This window comes from Rhodovulum sp. P5 (assembly GCF_002079305.1).
Classification (GTDB): Bacteria; Pseudomonadota; Alphaproteobacteria; order Rhodobacterales; family Rhodobacteraceae; genus Rhodovulum.
Genome location: NZ_CP015039.1, coordinates 1,072,456 through 1,090,968, shown reverse-complemented (window position 1 = coordinate 1,090,968; position 18,513 = coordinate 1,072,456). Strand labels below are relative to the sequence as shown.

Below are 18,513 nucleotides of genomic sequence, written 5' to 3'. Positions count from 1 at the left end.
GCTGCCTTATGTCGGCCCCGACCACTGGACATCCGAACGAGGCACGCATGGCGAAGATCACCTATATCGAGCATAACGGCACCGAACATGTCGTCGAGGTCGCGAACGGCCTGACGGTGATGGAAGGCGCGCGCGACAACTCCATCCCCGGCATCGATGCCGATTGCGGCGGCGCCTGCGCCTGTTCGACCTGCCACGCCTATATCCATCCCGACTGGGTCGATCGCCTGCCCGCGATCGAGGATATGGAGGCCGACATGCTCGATTTCGCCTATGCAACCGATCCCAAGCGGTCGCGCCTGACCTGTCAGGTAAAGGTCACCGATGCGCTGGACGGACTGATCGTTCAGATGCCCGAAAAGCAGATCTGATGCGGGGCGCGGCCGTCTTTCTGGCCGCGCTTCTGGCCGCGCCGGCGGGGGCCGAAATCGTTTCGGCCCGCTACGGTGACCCGACGACCCGCTACGCCCATGGCGTGCTGGGCGATGACGTGGAATACGGCGCGCTGGTGCTGCACATGGGCGACGGCACCCGGCGGCGGGTCGTGCTCCCCCAGACGCGGGTGTTCGAGGATACCGCACCGCGTCTGGCCGATCTCGACGGTGACGGCAGGGCAGAGGTCATCGCGGTGGAAAGCGATCTTGCCCAAGGTGCCCGGCTGTCGATCTACGGGCCCGACGGGCTGATCGCCGCGACGCCCTTCATCGGCACGCCCTATCGCTGGCTGGCGCCTGTCGGCGCGGCCGATCTGGATGGCGACGGTTGGGTCGAGATCGCCTATGTCGACCGGCCGCATCTGGCGCGCGTGCTGCGCATCTGGCGGTTCAAGGACGGGCAGTTTGCCGAGATTGCACAAGCCGACGGGGTGACCAATCACCGGATCGGGGACGAGGTGATCTCGGGCGGGGTGCGCGACTGCGGCACGGGGCCAGAGATGGTGCTTGCCGATCCTGACTGGTCCCGAATCGTCATTGCCCGTTTGCGTGCTGGCCGGGTCGAGGCCCGAAGCCTTGCCAGACCCGCAACACGAGACGAATTCAGGGCCGTTCTGGCCTGTCGCTAGGTCGGTCAGACAGCGTTACACCGAACCGCGCCAATGGCCCGATCAAAGCGCCCGCCAGCCGATGTCGCGGCGGAACATGCCTTCGGGCCAGTCGATCCGGTCCACCATGCCATAGGCCCGGTCGCGTGCCTCGGCCAGGCTCGCGCCGCGGGCGGTGACGTTCAGCACCCGGCCGCCCGCTGCGGTGACCTTGCCGTCGATCCGTTTCGTCCCTGCGTGGAACACCATGTTCATGCTGTCCTCGGGCAGCGCCTCCAGCCCCGCGATGACGGATCCCTTTTCATAGGCGCCGGGATACCCCTTGGCCGCCATCACCACGGTCATCGCGTGGTCGTCGGCCCAGTTCACGCGGGCCTCGGCCAGGCGCCCCTCGGCACAGGCCAGCAGCAGGTCCAGCACCTGACCGCCAAGGCGCATCATCAGCACCTGACATTCCGGGTCGCCGAAGCGGACATTGTATTCCACCAGCCGCGGCTGCCCGTCTGCGATCATCAGGCCGACATAGAGGACCCCGGTATAGGGCGTGCCGCGCCGGGCCATCTCGGCCATGGTCGGCGTGACGATCTCGTTCAACGCCTTGTCGCACACGGCCTGCGTCATCGCCGGGGCGGGCGAATAGGCCCCCATGCCGCCGGTATTGGGGCCGGTGTCGCCGTCGCCCGCGCGCTTGTGGTCCTGCGCGGTGCCGATGGGCAGGACATCCGTTCCGTCGCACAGCACGAAGAAGGAAGCTTCCTCGCCCTCCATGAACTCCTCGATCACCACCTCTGCGCCCGCGTCGCCGAAGCTGCCGCCAAACATGTCGTCGATGGCGTCCACCGCCTGATCCATGGTTTCGGCGACGATCACCCCCTTGCCCGCGGCCAGCCCGTCGGCCTTGACGACGATGGGGGCGCCCTGGGCGCGAACGTAGTCTTTCGCCGCATCGGCATCGGTGAAATGCGCATAGGCCGCGGTGGGTGCGCCGCAGGCATCGCAAATCGCCTTGGTGAAGGACTTGGAACTTTCCAGCGCCGCGGCGGCCTGTGAGGGGCCGAAACACAGGATGCCCGCGGCGCGCAACCGGTCCGCGACGCCAGCGGCCAGCGGCGCCTCGGGGCCGATCACGACGAAGTCGATGGCGTTTTCCTCGGCAAAGGCGGCAACGGCGCCGCCATCCTCGATATCCAGCGCGGCACATTCGGCGATATCGGCGATCCCGGCATTCCCGGGCGCGGCGATCAGGCGGTCGCATTTCGGATTTTGCAGGATGGCCCAGGCCAGGGCATGTTCCCGCCCGCCACCGCCAAGGATGAGAATGTTCATCTTTCGCCCCTTTCGCCGCTCTTTGCCCGGTTCTCTAGCCGTGGCCGGGCGAGGGGGCAAGGCAGCGGCGCAATCTGATAAGATGCGCGGCGTTCTGCCCCGAATTGCCATCCTGTTTCCATCCGGGCGCCAATCTGTGGCGCAAGGCTGGCCTGATCCCGATCTGAAAACAGGACAGTTCCGATGCAACGACGCGCCTTTCTGGCCTTTCCGCTTGCCCTTGCTGCCGGGCCCGCGCTGGCCGCCCCTCTCGTCGCGCCGGACTGGCTGCGGATCGGCTTCAACGCCTTCGACAAACCCCGCCGCCGCAAGATGCAGGACGAATTGCGGATTGCAGACCTCTATGCTGCGTCCGTCGACGGCCGTTATGGCCCGGGGACAGAGGCCGCCCTGGTCGACGGGGCCGCGCTGCTGGCCCGAAACTCGGGCGGCGCCTTGCGCATCGACCTGACCCATCCCGACAGCGTGTCGACCTATCTGAACGCGTTGGCCCGCGGCCATCTGGCGCCGTACCTGTACGGGGAGGGGGATGAGTGCGACGGCTGTTGAACGGCCGCGCATTTCGGGGCACCAAGGGCCCATGTCCGACCTGATCGATGACGAGGGCCCCGGCCCGAACGCCCCTGAATACTCCGTCTCGGAAATCTCCGGTGCCGTGAAACGCACGGTCGAGGGGGCGTTTTCCAATGTCCGCGTGCGCGGCGAGGTCGGGCGCGTCAGCCGTCCCCGCTCCGGCCACATCTATCTGGACCTCAAGGACGAACGGAACGTGCTGGCCGCGGTGATCTGGAAGGGGGCGGCCGGTCGCCTCTCCACCCAGCCCGAGGAGGGGATGGAGGTTGTCGCGACCGGCCGCCTGACGACCTTCGGCGGCCAGTCGCGCTATCAGATGGTGATCGAGGATCTCGCACCCGCGGGGCAGGGCGCGCTGATGGTCATGCTGGAAAAGCGCAAGGCGGCCCTTGCCGCCGAGGGGCTGTTCGCCGCCGAGCGCAAGAAGGACCTGCCCTATCTGCCCGCGGTGATCGGGGTCGTGACCTCGCCCTCGGGCGCGGTGATCCGCGATATCCTGCACCGGTTGCGCGACCGGTTTCCCCGCCATGTGCTGATCTGGCCCGTCGCCGTGCAGGGCGCGGCCTGCGCGCCAGAGGTCGCCCGCGCAATCCGGGGCTTCAACGCGCTGGCCCCGGGCGGCCCGGTCCCGCGGCCCGATCTGCTGATCGTGGCGCGCGGCGGCGGCAGCCTTGAGGATCTGTGGGGCTTCAACGAGGAAATCGTGGTGCGCGCCGCGGCGGAGTCCGACATCCCGCTGATCTCGGCGGTGGGGCATGAAACCGACACCACGCTGATCGACCATGCCGCCGACCGGCGCGCGCCCACGCCCACCGCGGCGGCGGAAATGGCCGTGCCCGTGCGGCTGGAACTAAGCGCCTGGGTCGACGGGCAGGAGGCGCGGCGGTCGCGTGCAACGCTTCGCCTGTTGCAGCAGCACCGGCAGCGGCTGGCCGATTTGTCCCGCGCGCTGCCCCGGCCCGAGACGCTGCTGCAGGCGGCGGCCCAGCGGCTTGACCGCGCGTCGGAGCGTTTGCCGGCGGCACTCAGCGCCCGGATTGCGCGCGAACGGCTGCGCCTGTCAGAGGCCTCTGCGGCCCTGCGCCCCTCTGCCCTGCGCCGCCGGATCGCGGAAGAGGCGCGCCGGCTTGCCGACCGGGCCGGCAGGGTCGAGCCCGCGCTTGCCCGTCTGCTGCGGGATCGGCGTCTGTCGCTGGAGGCCGCCGCGCGGCGCCTGAGGCCCGACGCGCTGCAGCGCCGGGTCGAGACCGACCGGCGCGAGCTGGCCCGGCTTGAGAGGCGCCTTGGCGCGGCCCTTGCGGCCGACATCGACCGCCGTCGCACGCGGCTGGATGCGCTGGAGCGCATGCGGCAGGGCCTCAGCTACACCGAAACGCTGCGCCGGGGCTATGCCGTGGTCCGCAGTGGTGACGCGGTCATCACGACCAAGTCTGCGGCCGAGGCCGCCCCAAGGCTGGAGATCGAGTTTCAGGACGGACGGCTGGACGTGGGCGGACGCCCCGCAAGGCGCAGCCGCAAGTCCGACCCCGAACCGGGGCAGGGCAGCCTGTTCTGATGGCCGCGTCCCCTGCGCTGTGTCAGACACCCACCTGCGGGCCGCTGCACATCAGCGGCTCGCCGCTCTTGTCGACCTCGATCAGTTCGGTCTCATCGGGGTCGTTCTCGAACCGGGCGGTCAGCCCGCCGCCGCTGCGGAAAAAGCTCCAGCATTGGGGTTCGGGATCGTGCCGGTACTGAAAGCAGATCTGGCCGCCGGACTCGTACCAGACGCCCTCGGTGCATTCGCCGTCGAGAAACGTCCAGATCACGCGGCGCCCGCTGAGATACTGTTCGGCGCCATAGGCAAAGCCGTTGGTGGCATAGTACAGCGTCTTGCCGGTCGAGTAGGTCTCGAACTCCGCCGCGCTCATCGGTTCGGCGGCGCGGGCGTGGGGGGCAAGCGCAGCCATCAGGCAAAGGGGCGCAAGAAGTCGCAGCATCGGGGCATCCCGTTTGGTTCCCCTGCCATCTTGTCAAAGCTGGCGCCGCTTGGCCAGTGGTCGCGGGACGGCGCGCAGTCCGCCCTTCCAAATCCTGCCGATTACGCATAGGTCAGGGCAAGGCCCGCAGGCCGCGACCGGGCAGGAGGCGACATGGCGTTCTTCAGTAAACTCAGGCAAAGGCTCAAGAAGTCATCCTCGAAGATCGAGGAGGGGCTGGAAGCGATTGTGCAGGAGGGCGGTGAGGCCGAAGAGATCACCGTGCCCGATGACGCGCCCGCGGAAACGGCCGTCGAGGCCCCGGTGCCGGAGGCAGAGCCCGCGCCCCTGAAAACCGAAAGCCCCGACCGGGTGGCGACACAGCCCGACCCGGCCCCGGCCCCGGAAGGCGCATCGGATCGCACGGCGCGCGGCGGGTTCGCGGGCTGGCCCTTTGGCGGGCGGTCGCGCAAGGACGAAGCACCGGAGGAGGCGGCCGAAGCGCCGCCGGCCGACGCCCCCGAACCGGCGCCGCAGGAACCGGCCGAAGAGGCCGCGCCCGCCGTCGAAACGCCTGAGCCCGTGTTGCCGGAGCCCGTGTCGCCTGAGGTGGCCGTGACACCGGATGAGACGCCGGAGGACGAGACCCCGAAGGATCGGAAAGGGTCCGGTCTGCTTGGCTGGGCGCGCCGTCTGGGCGGTGAGAAGCCTGCCGAGGAGGGGACGGACGCCACGGCCCGTGACACTGCGGACGAAGACGCGAAGCCCCCGTTGCGCAAGAGCCCGCCCCCGTGGCACCGGACGAACCGGCCGCCCCGCCCGAGGACCCCACGCCCGAACCTGGGCCGTCGCCAGAGCCCGAGCCGAACCCCGTGCCCGCACCGGAGCCTGAACCGGCGCCCGAACCCGAACCCCTGCCCGAACCAGAGCCCGTGCCCGAACCGGAACCGGTTCCGACGCCCGAGCCTCAGCAGCCTCCCGCCCCGGCAGACATCCCGCCCCCGCCAGTCGAGGTGCCGCCCTCGCCGCCCGTGGAGCTTCCCCAGGCACCGGCGGAAGTGCCCGCTGCCCCGCCCATCGAAATGCCGCCCTCGGCCCCGGTGGAGATGCCCTATGAAAAGTCCATCTCGGCGCTGGAGGCACTGGAACAGGGCGGAGAGGCCGAGGAGGTGGTGGAGGATGCCCCGCGCAAGGGCTTCCTTGGCCGGGTGCTGGGCGGGGGTGAGCGCAAGAAGGTCGTCATCCGGCGTGAACTTGACGACGACATGCTGGAAAGCCTTGAGGAACTGCTGATCACGGCCGACATGGGCGTCGACACCGCGATGCGCGTCACCGCCAACATGGCAGAGGGACGGTTCGGCAAACGCCTCTCGGTGGACGAGATCAAGGATCTTCTGGCCCACGAGATCGCGCAGATCATGGAACCCGTGGCCCGCCCGATGCCGCTTTATCCGAAAAAGCCTCAGGTCGTTTTGGTGGTGGGGGTGAACGGGTCGGGCAAGACGACCACCATCGGCAAGCTGGCCAGCCAGTTCCGCGCCGCGGGCAAGTCGGTGGTCATCGCCGCGGGCGACACCTTCCGCGCTGCGGCCGTCGAACAGCTTCAGGTCTGGGGCGACCGGGCCGGGGTGCCGGTGATGACGGCGCCCGAAGGATCGGACCCCGCCAGCCTTGCCTTCGACGCGATGGCCCGGGCTGAGGAAGAGGGCTATGACCTTCTGATGATCGACACCGCCGGGCGGCTTCAGAACCGGGCCGACCTGATGGCAGAGCTTGAAAAGATCGTCCGCGTGATCCGCAAGCGGGACGAAACCGCGCCGCACAACACGCTTCTGGTGCTGGACGCGACGACCGGGCAGAACGCGCTGAGCCAGGTGGAGATCTTCCAGAAGCTTGCCGATGTCTCCGGCTTGGTGATGACCAAACTCGACGGAACCGCCAAGGGGGGCGTTCTGGTGGCGCTGGCCGACAAGTTCGGCCTGCCGATCCACGCCATCGGCGTCGGGGAACAGATCGACGATCTTGCCCCGTTCGAACCCGAAGACTTCGCCAACGCGCTGGCGGGGATAGATGCGTAACGCCTGTGCCGGCCGGGCCTATTCCACGAGGCGGAGCAGGGCGAGCACGATGAGCGCGATCAGCGCCGCCGTGGCGGCCAGCGGGATGCTGCCCGCGCCGCAGGCAAGCCCGATGACCCCGGCCAGCCACATGCCCGCACCGGTGGTCAGGCCCTCGACCGTGCCGCCATGGGTCAGGATCGCGCCCGCGGCAAGGAACGCCACGCCCGACGTGATCGCGCCGACAAGGCGCAGCGGGTCGAAACGCAGGGTCGCATTGGCCGGATCCGCAGCCTCGATCAGTTGCAGGGCGACAAGCGTTGCCAGACAGGCGGCCATGGCGATCAGCATATGCGTGCGAAGGCCCGCCGGTTTGTGCCGAACCTGCCGTTCAAGCCCGATCAGGCCCGCCAGAACCGTGGCCGAGACAAGGCGCAGCAGGGCGACCTCGGCGGGCAGTCCGCCAAAAGGATCGCTTAGGTCGGACAGGATGTTGTCGAGCATTGGGCGCTCCGCTCCCGATACCGCCATGGTTAGCGTCTTCGGACGGCCCTGTCGAGAAAGGGCCGGGCGATGACCGAGTGGATCGCGGGGATCGAGGGGACCGAGGCGGGGCATCGGCTGGCGCTTCTGCTGGCGCTGGCCGCGGCGTTCCTGCACGCCGTCTTTGGCGCGCTGCAAAAGGGGCGGCACGATCCTTGGCTGTCGCGCGGGGCGATCGATTTCTCCTACGGGGCGATGGCCGCGCCGGTTGCCCTGTTCGTCGTGCCGTGGCCGGAGCCGCATATGTGGCCGATCTTCGTCACCGTGTTCTTCATCCATCTCGGCTACAAGCTGGCGCAGGGATATACCTACACCAAGGGCGCCTATACGGTCGTCTACCCGGTGGTGCGGGGGACGGGGCCGTTCTTTGCCGTGATCGGGGCCTATCTGCTGTTCGGTGAAACCTTCACCGTCACGCAATGGCTGGGCGTTGGCGTGCTTCTCGCCGGCATCTTCGGGCTGGCGGTCTACAACCTGATCCATTGGCAGCTTGACCGCGACACGCTGCGCCCGGCGCTGGCCCTCGCCGTGCTGACCGGGGCGTTCGTCGCGCTTTACACCACCTATGATGCCTATGGCATCCGCGCCTCCGCCGACCCGTTCACCTTCCTTGCGTGGTTCTTCATGATCGACGGGTTGACGGTGATGCCGTGGCTGGCGGCAACGCGCTGGCTGCGGATGGGGGATCGGCCGGACCTTGGGCCGCTGATGCTGCGCGGGCTTGCGGGCGGGTTCGTGGCGTTCTTCAGTTTCGGGGCGATCATGATGGCCACGCGTCTTGACAAGGTCGGCGAAGCGGCTGTCTTACGCGAGACCTCGACCGTGTTTGCCGCCCTGATCGGATGGCTGGCACTGGGCGAGCTGGTGGGCCCGCGCAGGCTGGCCCTGATGGCATTGATCGCGGCGGGCGCGGTGATCGTGGAAATGGGGGGCTGAGGCCATGGCGGAGAAACGCAAGATCAACCCGATCCTGAAAACGGCGCTGGAACTGGGCCCCATCGCGGCCTTCTTCATCGCCTATATCCGGCTGCGGGAGAAGACGTTCACCATCGGTGGCGTCGAGTATGACGGGTTCATCCTGGCGACCGCGGGGTTCATTCCGCTGCTTCTGCTGACAACGGGGATCCTCTGGGTGCTGACGCGCCATATCTCCAAGATGCAGATCGCGACGGCGGTGCTGGTGGTCGTCTTCGGCGGGCTGACGGTCTGGCTGAACGATGAACGCTTCTTCAAGATGAAGCCGACGGCGATCTACCTGCTGTTTGCGGGGATCCTCGGGGTGGGGCTTTTGCGCGGGCAGTCCTATCTGCAATACGTGCTGGACGAGGCGCTGCCGATGATGCGCGAGGGCTGGATGATCCTGACCCGCCGTCTGGCCCTGTTCTTTGCCGGGCTGGCCATCGCGAACGAGGTGATCTGGCGCACCATGTCCACCGACATGTGGGTGAACTTCAAGACCTTCGGGCTGACCATCGCGATCTTCGCGTTCTTCATGACCCAAGGGGGCCTGTTCAAGAAATACGGGACCGACAGCGACGAAGCCTGAAAGTTTCGCATGCGAAACCCTGCCCCCGGGATCAGGGACAGGCGGAGGGAGAGAAGGGGCGCTATCCGTCATCGCCTTTCGCCTGTGCGGTGAGCGTCCGGTTTGGTGTTATTCATCGTTGGGGTTGTGGCATTGCGGGTGCAAGCGTGACGGTCGGAAGCCCGCAACATGGAATTTCCCCACGCCCGCTCTCTTTAAAAAGCCACGCAGCAAGGCCGCGGGCCGGTCCATGAGCGGTGTCAAATGCTGCGCGGGGTTTGCGAAGGGCCCGTGCCGCGGCTAAGGCTTGGGAAACCGAAAGGGAGGGCGAGGTCATGATCCTGAGCGCGGGCGAGGCCCTGATCGACATGCTGCCGCGAACGACGGCCGGGGGGGAGGCCGCCTTTGCCCCCCATGCCGGTGGTGCGGTGTTCAATACCGGGATCGCGCTGGGCCGGCTTGGGGCGCCTGCGGGGTTCCTCTCTGGCCTGTCGACCGATCTCTTCGGGCAGATGCTGGCGCGGGCGCTGACGGAGTCGCGGGTGGATGCCGCGCTTTGCGTCCGGTCCGACCGGCCGACGACGCTGGCCTTCGTGACGCTGACGGATGGGCATGCGCAATATGCCTTCTATGATGAAAACACCGCGGGCCGCATGCTGACCGCGGCCGACCTGCCGGCCCTGCCCGACACGGTTCAGGCGCTGTTCTGCGGGGGTATCTCGCTGATGGCCGAACCCTGCGGGTCGGCCTATGAGGCGTTGATGCTGCGCGAGGCCGGCCAGCGCGTGACGATGCTCGACCCCAATATCCGGCCCGGGTTCATCGCGGACGAGGCCGCCTATCGCGCGCGGCTTGGGCGGATGATCGCGGTGGCCGACATCATCAAGATCTCCGACGAAGACCTGACATGGCTGGATGGCCCGGGCGATCCCGCCGAACTTGCCCAAGGCCTGCTGCAACGGGGGCCGAACCTGGTGCTGCTGACCCGTGGCGCGCAGGGGGCCAGCGCGTTCGGCCCGCAGGGGCGGGGCGATGTGCCGGCAGAGGCGGTCGAGGTCGTCGATACGGTCGGCGCGGGCGATACGTTCAACGCCGGGATCCTGACGGCGCTATACCGGCAGGGGCTGCTTGGAAAACCTGCCATCGCGGCGCTGTCGCCCGAGGACATGACCGCGGCCCTGACGCTGGCGATCCGGGCGGCAGCGGTCACCGTCTCGCGCTCCGGGGCCAACCCGCCCTGGGCGGAGGATCTGGCATGAGGGCGCTGGTCCAGCGGGTGAGCGAGGCCGCCGTCCGGATCGACGGTGCAGTCGTGGGCGAGATCGGGCCGGGGCTGATGATCCTCGTATGTGCCATGGCGGGCGATACCGAGGCGCAGGCCGAGAAACTGGCCGCCCGCATCGCGAAGATGCGCATCTTTCAGGACGAGGCGGGCAAGATGAACCGCTCGCTCCTCGACACCGGCGGTGGGGCGCTGGTGGTCAGCCAGTTCACGCTGGCCGCCGATACCTCGCGCGGCAACCGCCCCGGCTTTTCCGCGGCCGCCCCGCCGGACGAGGGCAACCGGCTGTACGAACATTTCTCGAAGGCGCTGGCCGGGCAGGGGGTCGAGGTCGCCAATGGCCGCTTCGGGGCGGATATGAAGGTGTCGCTGATCAATGACGGGCCGGTGACGATCTGGATCGAGGCCTGAGGCCGGATCAGGCCCGCCGGAACAACATGTCCTGCGCGTCCTTCTGTCCCGAGAAATCGCGCCGTTTGTCGGATGCCAGCGCCCGGCCGCGCTGCACCGCGGGGCGCGCGCCGATATCGTCCAGCCAGCGGGCCAGGTTCGGCTTGTCCTCCAGCGTCTGCTGCTGCCCCTCCCACAGGCAGGCCCACGGCCAGACCGCCATATCCGCGATGGAATAGAAATCGCCCGCGACATAAGCGTGATCGGCCAAGCGCCGGTCCAGCACGCCGTAAAGCCGCGCAACCTCTGCCCGGTAGCGGTCCTTGGCATAGGGCAGGTCCTGCGGCGGCGTCATCTTCGGCGCATATTTCAGGAAGTGATGCGCCTGTCCCGCCATCGGCCCCACGCCGCCCATCTGCCACATCAGCCATTCCTCGACGGCGATCCGCTCCCGCTCCGTCCGGCCGTGGAACTGCCCGGTCTTGCGCGCGAGGTAGAGCAGGATCGCACCCGATTCAAAGACCGACACGGGTGCACCGTCGGGCCCGTCGGGATCGACGATGGCGGGCATCCGGTTGTTCGGGGCGATCTTCAGGAAATCGGGGGCGAACTGGTCGCCCGCGCCGATATCCACCAGCGTCACCGTGTAGGGCAGGCCCATCTCTTCCAGCGCGATGGCGATCTTCCAACCGTTGGGGGTGGGCCAGTAGTGAAGTTCGATGGGCGATGGCATATGCGGTCTCCGTGCTTGCGGCCTAGAGGGTGGGGCGCGTCGGGCAAGGGGCAAGAGCCCGCGCCATTTCCCCGGACAAGACACCGTGACCGGTGCGAAAGCGTGGCGTTCGGTGCCGAACCTGCCTTGACGCTATCGGACTTTGGTCTTACCGAGGCGGGTGTGGCGATTTGTACACCGGATTGCGGGCCACGTTAAACATGCCGCTAAAGAGGTCAGGGCTGTGCCCCCGGCGTCTTTGACGGTGGGGGTTTTTTATTTGCTCGGGAGGGCGCAGGCGATGACATGGTCGAAGCGAACGCAAGCGGTGCATGGCGGAACGCGCCGCAGCCAGTATGGCGAGATGTCGGAGGCGCTGTTCCTGACGCAGGGCTTCGACTATCCCAGCGCCGAAGCGGCAGAGGCCCGGTTCGTCGATGCGGGTCAGGACGAATTCATCTATGCCCGTTACGGCAACCCCACCGTGGCGATGTTCGAGGACCGGCTTGCCGCCATCGAAGGGGCAGAGGCGTGCTTTGCCACGGCCTCCGGCATGGCTGCGGTCAACGGGGCGCTGATGTCCGGCGTTGCCGCGGGGGATCGGGTTGTCGCGGCGCGGGCGCTGTTCGGGTCGTGCCTGTTCATCCTTGAGGACATCCTGCCCCGTTTCGGGGTGGAGGTCGTGTTCGTCGATGGCACCGATCTGGACCAGTGGCGCGCCGCGGTGACGCCGGGGACCCGCGCGGTCTTCTTTGAAACGGTGTCGAACCCGGTGCTGGAGGTGATCGACACCGCCGCCGTGGCCGAGATCGCCCATGCGGCAGGCGCCCGGGTGATCGTTGACAACGTGTTCGCGACGCCGGTCTTTTCCGATGCCATCGAACAGGGGGCGGACATCGTCGTCTATTCGGCCACCAAGCATGTGGACGGGCAGGGGCGCTGTCTGGGCGGTGCGATCCTTGGCCGGCGCGATGAGGTTCGCGGCCCGGTCGAGACCTATATGAAACACACCGGCGGCGCGATCAGCCCGTTCAATGCCTGGGTCATGCTGAAGGGGCTGGAGACACTGGATTTGCGCGTGCGGGCGCAGGCGGCCTCTGCCCGCGCCATCGCCGAGGCGCTGGAGGGCGACGCGCGTCTGGCCCGCGTGATCTATCCCGGGCTGGCCAGCCACCCGCAGAACGCCCTGTTCCCGGAGGGGGGCACGGTGCTGTCCATCGACGTGGCGGGCGGCAAGGATGCCACCTTCGCGATGCTGGATGCGCTTGAGATCTGGAAGATCTCGAACAACCTTGGCGACGCCAAGAGCATCGCAACCCATCCCGCCACCACGACCCATCAACGCCTTCCGGATGCGACCAAGGCCCGGTTGGGGATCACGCCGGGGCTTGTCCGGTTGAGCGTCGGGCTGGAAGATCCCGCCGATCTGATTGCCGACCTGACGGCCGCCCTGGGTCGGATGTAACGCGGTCGTGTGTGAAAAAAGTCTGGAAAAAGCTGGACTTCCGCAGGCAGGCCCCCATTTGTCTGCCGTCCAGCGCATGACATGACCACTGGGGGAGGGCACCCGATGAACATCTACAGCCGTGAAATCGACCGGCACCCGACCCGCGACGACGCCGAGCGTGCGCTTGAAACGCTGCGCAACTGGGCGGAGAGTGCGTCGGATGTCGAACGCGACACGCTCGACCCCACGATTTCGGCCCTGATGGGCACGCGCGGTCTGAATGCCTATCCCGATCTCAGCCGGTCCTATCCCCACCGGTTCGAGGCCGACGCGGCCTACAAGGCCACGATGCCCGATCTGCAGAACGGCCCGGCCAGCCTGATCCGTGGTGCGAAGCGTCCGATTCAGCATGTGGGGATCTCCAACTTTCGCCTGCCGATCCGGTTTCACACCCGCCACAACGGCGATCTGACGCTAGAGACGTCGGTCACCGGGACCGTCAGCCTTGAGGCGGAGAAGAAGGGCATCAACATGTCGCGCATCATGCGCAGCTTCTATGCCCATGCGGAGCGGACCTTCAGCTTCGAGGTGATCGAGGCCGCGCTGGAAAGCTACAAGGCCGATCTTGAAAGCCTCGACGCCCGGATCATGATGCGGTTTTCCTTCCCGATGAAGGTGAGTTCGCTGCGGTCGGGCCTGGACGGTTACCAGTATTACGACTTCGCGCTGGAACTGGTGGAAACCGCCGGCGCGGTGAAGAAGATCGTGCATCTGGACTACGTCTATTCCTCCACCTGCCCCTGTTCGCTGGAACTGTCCGAACATGCGCGGCAGGAGCGCGGACAACTGGCCACGCCGCATTCCCAGCGGTCGGTTGCACGGCTTTCGGTCGAACTCGACCCCGCGGGCGACTGCCTGTGGTTCGAGGACCTGATCGAGATGTGCCGCAGCGCCGTGCCGACCGAGACCCAGGTGATGGTCAAGCGGGAGGATGAGCAGGCCTTTGCCGAACTGAACGCGGCCAACCCCATTTTCGTGGAAGATGCTGCGCGGCTGTTCGCCGAGGCGCTGGAGCGTGACCCCCGTGTCGGCGATTTCCGGGTGATTGCCAGCCATCAGGAAAGCCTGCACAGCCACGATGCGGTCAGCGTGCTGACGGAAGGTGATACCTTTGCCTCTGAAAGCCTCGACCCGAAGCTCTTCACGACCCTGATCCACGCGCGGTGACGCGGGCCGCTTGACAGCCGCGGCGCCACCGACAAACTGCGCGCATGTTTGATCTGCGCCCTGTCGGATATGTCATCGGCCTGCTGGTCGCCGTTCTGGGCGCGACCATGCTGTTGCCGATGGGTTTGGACCTTTACCTTGGCAACGGCAATTGGCCGGCCTTCTTCGAATCGGCGCTGTTGACCGGCATGACCGGTGGGCTGATCGCGCTGGCCTGTGCCAACGGTACCGATGAACGTCTGTCGATCCAGCAGACCTTCTTCCTGACCTCCGGTGTCTGGCTGGTCCTGCCGGTCTTTGCCGCGCTTCCCTTCATGCTGGGCGTGCCCGATGCCCGGGCGGTCGACGCGTTTTTCGAGGCGATGTCGGGGCTGACCACCACCGGCGCCACGGTCTTTTCCGGGCTCGACGACATGCCGGCGGGCACGCTCTTGTGGCGGTCCATGCTGCAATGGTTCGGTGGCGTGGGGATCATCGTCGTGGCGATGGTGTTCCTGCCCGAGCTCAAGGTCGGGGGCATGCAGATCTTCCGGTCGGAGGCGTTCGATACCTCGGGCAAGGTGCTTCCGCGCGCGGTCGAGATCGCCTCGCGCATCTCGGGCATCTACGTCTTTCTCACGCTCGCTTGCGTTCTGTCCTACAACGCCGTGGGCATGCCGTTCTTCGATGCGCTGAACCATGCGCTGACCACGGTCTCCACGGGCGGGTTCTCTACCCATGACGCATCCTTCGGCGTCTATCAGGGCGTTCCGGAATACGTGGCCTCGGTCTACATGATGCTGGCGAGTCTGCCCTTTGTCCGGTACGTGCAGCTTCTGGCCGGGCAGGCCAAGCCGATCCTGCGCGACAGCCAGATCTGGACCTATCTGGCGATCATCGCGGCCTTTGTGCTGGTGATCGCCGCCTTTCGGGTTCTGGTGAACGGTGACCACTACGAACACGCCTTTCGCGAGGGCATCTTCAACGTGACCTCGATCATATCGGGCACCGGTTATGCCAGCGTGGATTACCAGCTTTGGGGCAATCTTCCGGTGATCCTGTTCTTCTTCATCGGGTTGATCGGTGGCTGCGCTGGGTCCACGGCCTGTTCAATCAAGGTGTTCCGCTATCAGTTGCTGTTTTCGGCGATCCGGGTGCAGATCAAGACGCTTTATGCCCCCCACGGCATGTTCACCCCGCGCTATAACGGCCGGCGGGTGGATGACGAGGTGCTGTCCTCGGTCATGTCCTTCTTCGTCTATTTCGTGGTGACGCTGGGGGCGGTGACGGTGCTGTTGGGCGCGACGGGGCTGGACGCCACGACCTCGCTTTCCGGGGCGGCGGCTGCGCTGGCCAATATCGGGCCGGGGCTGGGCGACCAGATCGGGCCGGCGGGCAATTTCGCCGGGCTGAACGATATTGCGAAATGGATCCTGTCGGTCGCGATGCTGATCGGCCGGCTGGAACTGCTGACGGTCTATGCGATCCTGACCGTCACCTTCTGGCGGGTTTGAGCCCGCCGGGTCTTGAAAGCGGCCGCTTCAGCAAAGACGCGGAACGGCGTCGGGCGGGTGCAGGCCCGATCGCCGCACCCGTCCAAGATCAGTTCCAGCAGGAGACCGGCACCGTGATGTCGGCCGCGCGCCGGTTCAGTTGCGCCGGGGGCAGGGCGGCCTGGCCCTCTGCCATGTCGGGCTCCACCCCGTTGGCGGTCAGGAACGCGATGATCGCGTCGGTATCGGCCACATAGCGCACATTCTCCGGCAACTGGCGCGGGCCCTCCTGCGGGGCAAGCAGGATGCCGATGACCGCGCCGGCGGCATCAAGCGCCGCGCCGCCGGTGTCGCCGGGAAGAACCTGAATTTCCAGCCGGTCGACCGTTTCTTCCCCGTTCAGGCCCCTCAGATCGGCGAGTGTGCCGCGGGTAAGCACCGGCAGGTCCAGAACCTCGCCATAGGAAAAGCCTGCGACCGAAACCTCGCTCCGCAGGCGCGGGACGTCCGGCTTGAAGCGAGCATGGTCGATGGGGGCAAGGCGCGTGATCGGATGCAGCAGGACCAGCCCCAGCGCGGTGTCCCGCGCGCCCAGCGTCGCCGGCAGGTCGGACCCGATGGTGATGCGGCTGCAGGCCGTCAGGCCGGGGGCCGCGGTCAGCACCGTGCCTTCGGCATCGACGAAGACGCCTGTCCGGGTGCTGTCGGGCTGGCGGATCTCAAGCCCCGACATCATGTCGGCCCGCTGCTCTGCCCCGATCTCGGCCATCGTCTGATCCAGCGCGGCATTGGGCAGCGCTTCGAAACTGTCGCGCATGATCTGGGCGACCTTCTTCATCAGCTCGTCCTGTTCCCCGCGCTTCCAGATCAGGCTGAACCCCTTGACCGCGCCGCCGGTCAGCGTGGCGTAGGTGTAGGACTCGATCTCGGCATTGCGGCCGGTGATCGTGAACTGGTTGGTCTGGCGCTGCCGCTCCCCCTGAAGGGGCACGACCTTGAGCGTCTGCATGATGTCGTACAGCCCAAAGAGTGTGGCCTGATTGCCGCGCTGGCTGATCAGCAGCACGCGCACGCCGCTGTCGTCGCGCGATTCAAAGTGCACGAAGGGCGGTTCGTACCGGTCGAAGTCGACAAGGTTCATTGGCATGCGGATCCGGATGCCGGCCTCGGCCTCTTCGATCTCGCGCAGGCCGAGGAAATCGATCTGCTTGCGATAGTGCGCAATCAACTCTGCCCGCTGGCGAGAGGTCAACACCCCGGTGGGTTCGTACCCCCGGCTGGCCTGCCAGTCGGCCATCGAGCGGCGCGTGCCGGGGCCAAAGGCGGCATCGATGGTAGAGGTATAGAAACCTTCCCATTGCAGGGCGGTCTGAATTTCGATCCGCCCGCCCCGGTCGAGATCCCGTTCGGATCGCCGGGCCTCGGCCGGGGTTTCTTCGGGCAGGGCGGTGGGGTCTTGCGCTTCGGCGACCGGTGCCGGGGTCACTGGGGCGGGCGTCACCGGGACGGTGGGTGCCGCCCCGATGGGCCAGACCGGCTGACCGTAACTCGTGCCGTCATTGAGGAAGCTGTCGCCGGGGATCAGCCGTTCCCCGCGCAGGCGGCGCAGTGCGCTTTCGGCCTGATCGGGCGTGTAGGGGCCCAGCGCGATGGCGTACCAGCCCGAGGGGATGCGATAGGCGGCGACATTGGGAAACAGCCCGGCATAGGCGCGGCTGCGCTCCTCGGCGGTGGTCTGTGTCGGATGCGCCTCGATCTGGACCCAGGCGCGTTCCTGCGCCTGCGCCGGAAGAAGGGTGGTCAGGAGGAAAAGGAGGATCGTTGCGAATGTCTTCATCGGTCGATGGCGCCCCGTGCTTGCCTTGACTGCCGTTATGGTTGCGGCTTGTGCCCGCGACCCTATCAAAGCGGGCGGGTGATGCACCACAAACCTGCATGCCGGTGGCAGCTTCGATTGACCCTGTTGCATCGCTTGCCTATTGAAGCGCTGTTTCCCACGGCACGAAGGCAGGGCACGCAATGACGGACGGTAAACCGGCGAGTTTTCAGGACATCATCCTGAGGCTTCAGGCCTACTGGGCCGGAAAGGGCTGTGCGATTCTACAGCCCTATGACATGGAGGTGGGGGCAGGCACCTTTCACCCGGCGACCACCCTGCGCTCGCTCGGCTCCAAACCCTGGGCCGCGGCCTATGTGCAGCCCTCGCGCCGGCCGACCGACGGGCGCTATGGCGAGAACCCCAACCGGTTGCAGCACTATTACCAGTATCAGGTGCTGATCAAACCCAGCCCGCCGGACTTGCAGGAGCTTTACCTCGGTTCGCTTGCCGCCATCGGGATCGACTTCGATTATCACGACATCCGCTTTGTCGAGGATGACTGGGAAAGCCCGACGCTCGGCGCCTGGGGCCTGGGCTGGGAGGTCTGGTGCGACGGCATGGAGGTCAGCCAGTTCACCTATTTCCAGCAGGTCGGCGGTCATGACTGCCACCCGGTGTCGGGAGAGTTGACCTACGGTCTGGAACGGCTGGCGATGTATGTCCTTGGCATCGACCATGTCATGGACATGCCCTACAACAACCCGCAGACGCCGATTGCGCTCAGCTATGGCGACGTGTTCCGCCAGACCGAGGAGGAATACTCCCGCTGGAATTTCGACGTCGCCGATACCGAGAAGCTGTTCCACTTCTTCGAGGTGGCAGAGGCCGAATGCGTCCGCATCCTCGACCATCCGCAAAAGGACCCGCGGACGGGCAAGCGCATCATCATGGTGCACCCGGCCTATGACCAGTGCATCAAGGCCAGCCATTTCTTCAACCTGCTGGACGCGCGCGGTGTGATTTCCGTGACCGAACGGCAAGCCTATATCGGGCGGGTGCGCGCGCTGGCCAAGCGGTGTGCCGATGCCTTCGTCGAAACCGATGCCGGGGGCTGGACCCCCGCGGCCGAGGGGGTTTGAG

Annotated in this window: 18 protein-coding genes and 1 riboswitch; of the genes, 13 read left to right on the top strand and 5 right to left on the bottom strand. The window is 66.8% G+C overall.

Annotation, left to right across the window (positions count from 1 at the left end; translation table 11 throughout):
* The first annotated feature begins 47 nt into the window (after positions 1 to 47).
* Both RGUI_RS05335 and RGUI_RS05330 read left to right on the top strand, forming a co-directional pair.
* A complete protein-coding gene (locus RGUI_RS05335) occupies positions 48 to 371 on the top strand; it encodes a 2Fe-2S iron-sulfur cluster-binding protein (protein ID WP_081532097.1) in 324 nt (107 codons plus the stop codon).
* Positions 371 to 1,063 (top strand): VCBS repeat-containing protein, encoded by a 693-nt coding sequence (locus RGUI_RS05330; protein WP_081532096.1) that lies wholly within the window; start codon positions 371 to 373, stop codon positions 1,061 to 1,063. Before RGUI_RS05335 ends, RGUI_RS05330 begins: the two co-directional genes overlap by 1 nt.
* Positions 1,064 to 1,105: 42 nt before the next feature.
* Here RGUI_RS05330 and purD read toward each other — a convergent pair whose 3' ends face one another.
* Positions 1,106 to 2,368 carry a phosphoribosylamine--glycine ligase gene (gene purD / locus RGUI_RS05325; RefSeq protein WP_081532095.1) on the bottom strand — a complete coding sequence of 421 codons (1,263 nt, stop codon included), beginning with the start codon at positions 2,366 to 2,368 and terminating at the stop codon, positions 1,106 to 1,108.
* Between the two features lie 183 nt (positions 2,369 to 2,551).
* On the opposite strand from purD, the gene RGUI_RS05320 reads away from it, so the two are divergent.
* Together RGUI_RS05320 and xseA are read left to right on the top strand one after the other, a co-directional pair.
* Complete coding sequence (locus RGUI_RS05320) at positions 2,552 to 2,917, top strand: peptidoglycan-binding protein (RefSeq protein WP_081532094.1); 366 nt, start codon at positions 2,552 to 2,554, stop codon at positions 2,915 to 2,917.
* Positions 2,918 to 2,948: 31 nt separating this feature from the next.
* Positions 2,949 to 4,496, top strand: a complete 1,548-nt coding sequence (xseA, locus tag RGUI_RS05315) for an exodeoxyribonuclease VII large subunit (RefSeq protein ID WP_081532093.1) — start codon at positions 2,949 to 2,951, stop codon at positions 4,494 to 4,496.
* Positions 4,497 to 4,518: 22 nt separating this feature from the next.
* On the opposite strand, the gene RGUI_RS05310 is transcribed toward xseA, so the two are convergent.
* A complete protein-coding gene (locus RGUI_RS05310) occupies positions 4,519 to 4,920 on the bottom strand; it encodes a hypothetical protein (protein WP_081532092.1) in 402 nt (133 codons plus the stop codon).
* A gap of 770 nt (positions 4,921 to 5,690) precedes the next feature.
* Between RGUI_RS05310 and ftsY the strand changes: the two genes are divergently transcribed.
* Positions 5,691 to 6,977, top strand: coding sequence for a signal recognition particle-docking protein FtsY (gene ftsY, locus RGUI_RS05300; RefSeq protein WP_081532090.1), 1,287 nt, complete (start codon positions 5,691 to 5,693; stop codon positions 6,975 to 6,977).
* 18 nt (positions 6,978 to 6,995) lie between these two features.
* On the opposite strand, the gene RGUI_RS05295 is transcribed toward ftsY, so the two are convergent.
* Positions 6,996 to 7,460: an MgtC/SapB family protein gene (locus tag RGUI_RS05295; protein ID WP_081532089.1), complete on the bottom strand. Its 465-nt coding sequence runs from the start codon at positions 7,458 to 7,460 to the stop codon at positions 6,996 to 6,998.
* Positions 7,461 to 7,529: 69 nt separating this feature from the next.
* Here RGUI_RS05295 and RGUI_RS05290 point away from each other — a divergent pair, with 69 nt between their 5' ends.
* The 4 genes from RGUI_RS05290 (at position 7,530) to dtd (ending at position 10,717) form a co-directional block, all read left to right on the top strand.
* Positions 7,530 to 8,435: an EamA family transporter gene (locus RGUI_RS05290; protein WP_081532088.1), complete on the top strand. Its 906-nt coding sequence runs from the start codon at positions 7,530 to 7,532 to the stop codon at positions 8,433 to 8,435.
* A 4-nt stretch (positions 8,436 to 8,439) separates the two neighbouring features.
* Positions 8,440 to 9,045 (top strand): inner membrane-spanning protein YciB, encoded by a 606-nt coding sequence (locus RGUI_RS05285; RefSeq protein WP_081532087.1) that lies wholly within the window; start codon positions 8,440 to 8,442, stop codon positions 9,043 to 9,045.
* A gap of 314 nt (positions 9,046 to 9,359) precedes the next feature.
* Positions 9,360 to 10,283 carry a carbohydrate kinase gene (locus RGUI_RS05280; RefSeq protein ID WP_081532086.1) on the top strand — a complete coding sequence of 308 codons (924 nt, stop codon included), beginning with the start codon at positions 9,360 to 9,362 and terminating at the stop codon, positions 10,281 to 10,283.
* On the top strand, positions 10,280 to 10,717 hold the full coding sequence (gene dtd, locus RGUI_RS05275; protein WP_081532085.1) for a D-aminoacyl-tRNA deacylase: 438 nt from the start codon (positions 10,280 to 10,282) through the stop codon (positions 10,715 to 10,717). The genes RGUI_RS05280 and dtd overlap by 4 nt, the downstream gene beginning before the upstream one ends.
* Positions 10,718 to 10,724: 7 nt before the next feature.
* Here dtd and RGUI_RS05270 read toward each other — a convergent pair whose 3' ends face one another.
* Positions 10,725 to 11,429: a glutathione S-transferase N-terminal domain-containing protein gene (locus tag RGUI_RS05270; RefSeq protein ID WP_081532084.1), complete on the bottom strand. Its 705-nt coding sequence runs from the start codon at positions 11,427 to 11,429 to the stop codon at positions 10,725 to 10,727.
* A 152-nt stretch (positions 11,430 to 11,581) separates the two neighbouring features.
* A riboswitch (SAM riboswitch) is annotated at positions 11,582 to 11,660 on the top strand.
* 49 nt (positions 11,661 to 11,709) lie between these two features.
* On the opposite strand from RGUI_RS05270, the gene metZ reads away from it, so the two are divergent.
* From metZ to RGUI_RS05255, 3 genes are all read left to right on the top strand, one after another.
* Positions 11,710 to 12,873, top strand: a complete 1,164-nt coding sequence (gene metZ, locus RGUI_RS05265) for an O-succinylhomoserine sulfhydrylase (RefSeq protein WP_081532083.1) — start codon at positions 11,710 to 11,712, stop codon at positions 12,871 to 12,873.
* 105 nt (positions 12,874 to 12,978) lie between these two features.
* The gene (gene folE2 / locus RGUI_RS05260; RefSeq protein WP_081532082.1) at positions 12,979 to 14,082 is read left to right on the top strand and encodes a GTP cyclohydrolase FolE2; all 1,104 of its coding nucleotides are present in this window, start codon (positions 12,979 to 12,981) and stop codon (positions 14,080 to 14,082) included.
* A 44-nt stretch (positions 14,083 to 14,126) separates the two neighbouring features.
* Entirely contained in the window at positions 14,127 to 15,575 is a 1,449-nt protein-coding gene (locus tag RGUI_RS05255; RefSeq protein WP_081532081.1) for a TrkH family potassium uptake protein, read from the top strand.
* Between the two features lie 88 nt (positions 15,576 to 15,663).
* On the opposite strand, the gene RGUI_RS05250 is transcribed toward RGUI_RS05255, so the two are convergent.
* The gene (locus tag RGUI_RS05250) at positions 15,664 to 17,391 is read right to left on the bottom strand and encodes a trypsin-like peptidase domain-containing protein (protein ID WP_156882876.1); all 1,728 of its coding nucleotides are present in this window, start codon (positions 17,389 to 17,391) and stop codon (positions 15,664 to 15,666) included.
* A 182-nt stretch (positions 17,392 to 17,573) separates the two neighbouring features.
* On the opposite strand from RGUI_RS05250, the gene RGUI_RS05245 reads away from it, so the two are divergent.
* Positions 17,574 to 18,512 (top strand): glycine--tRNA ligase subunit alpha, encoded by a 939-nt coding sequence (locus tag RGUI_RS05245; protein ID WP_081532079.1) that lies wholly within the window; start codon positions 17,574 to 17,576, stop codon positions 18,510 to 18,512.
* The last annotated feature ends 1 nt before the right edge of the window (position 18,513 follow it).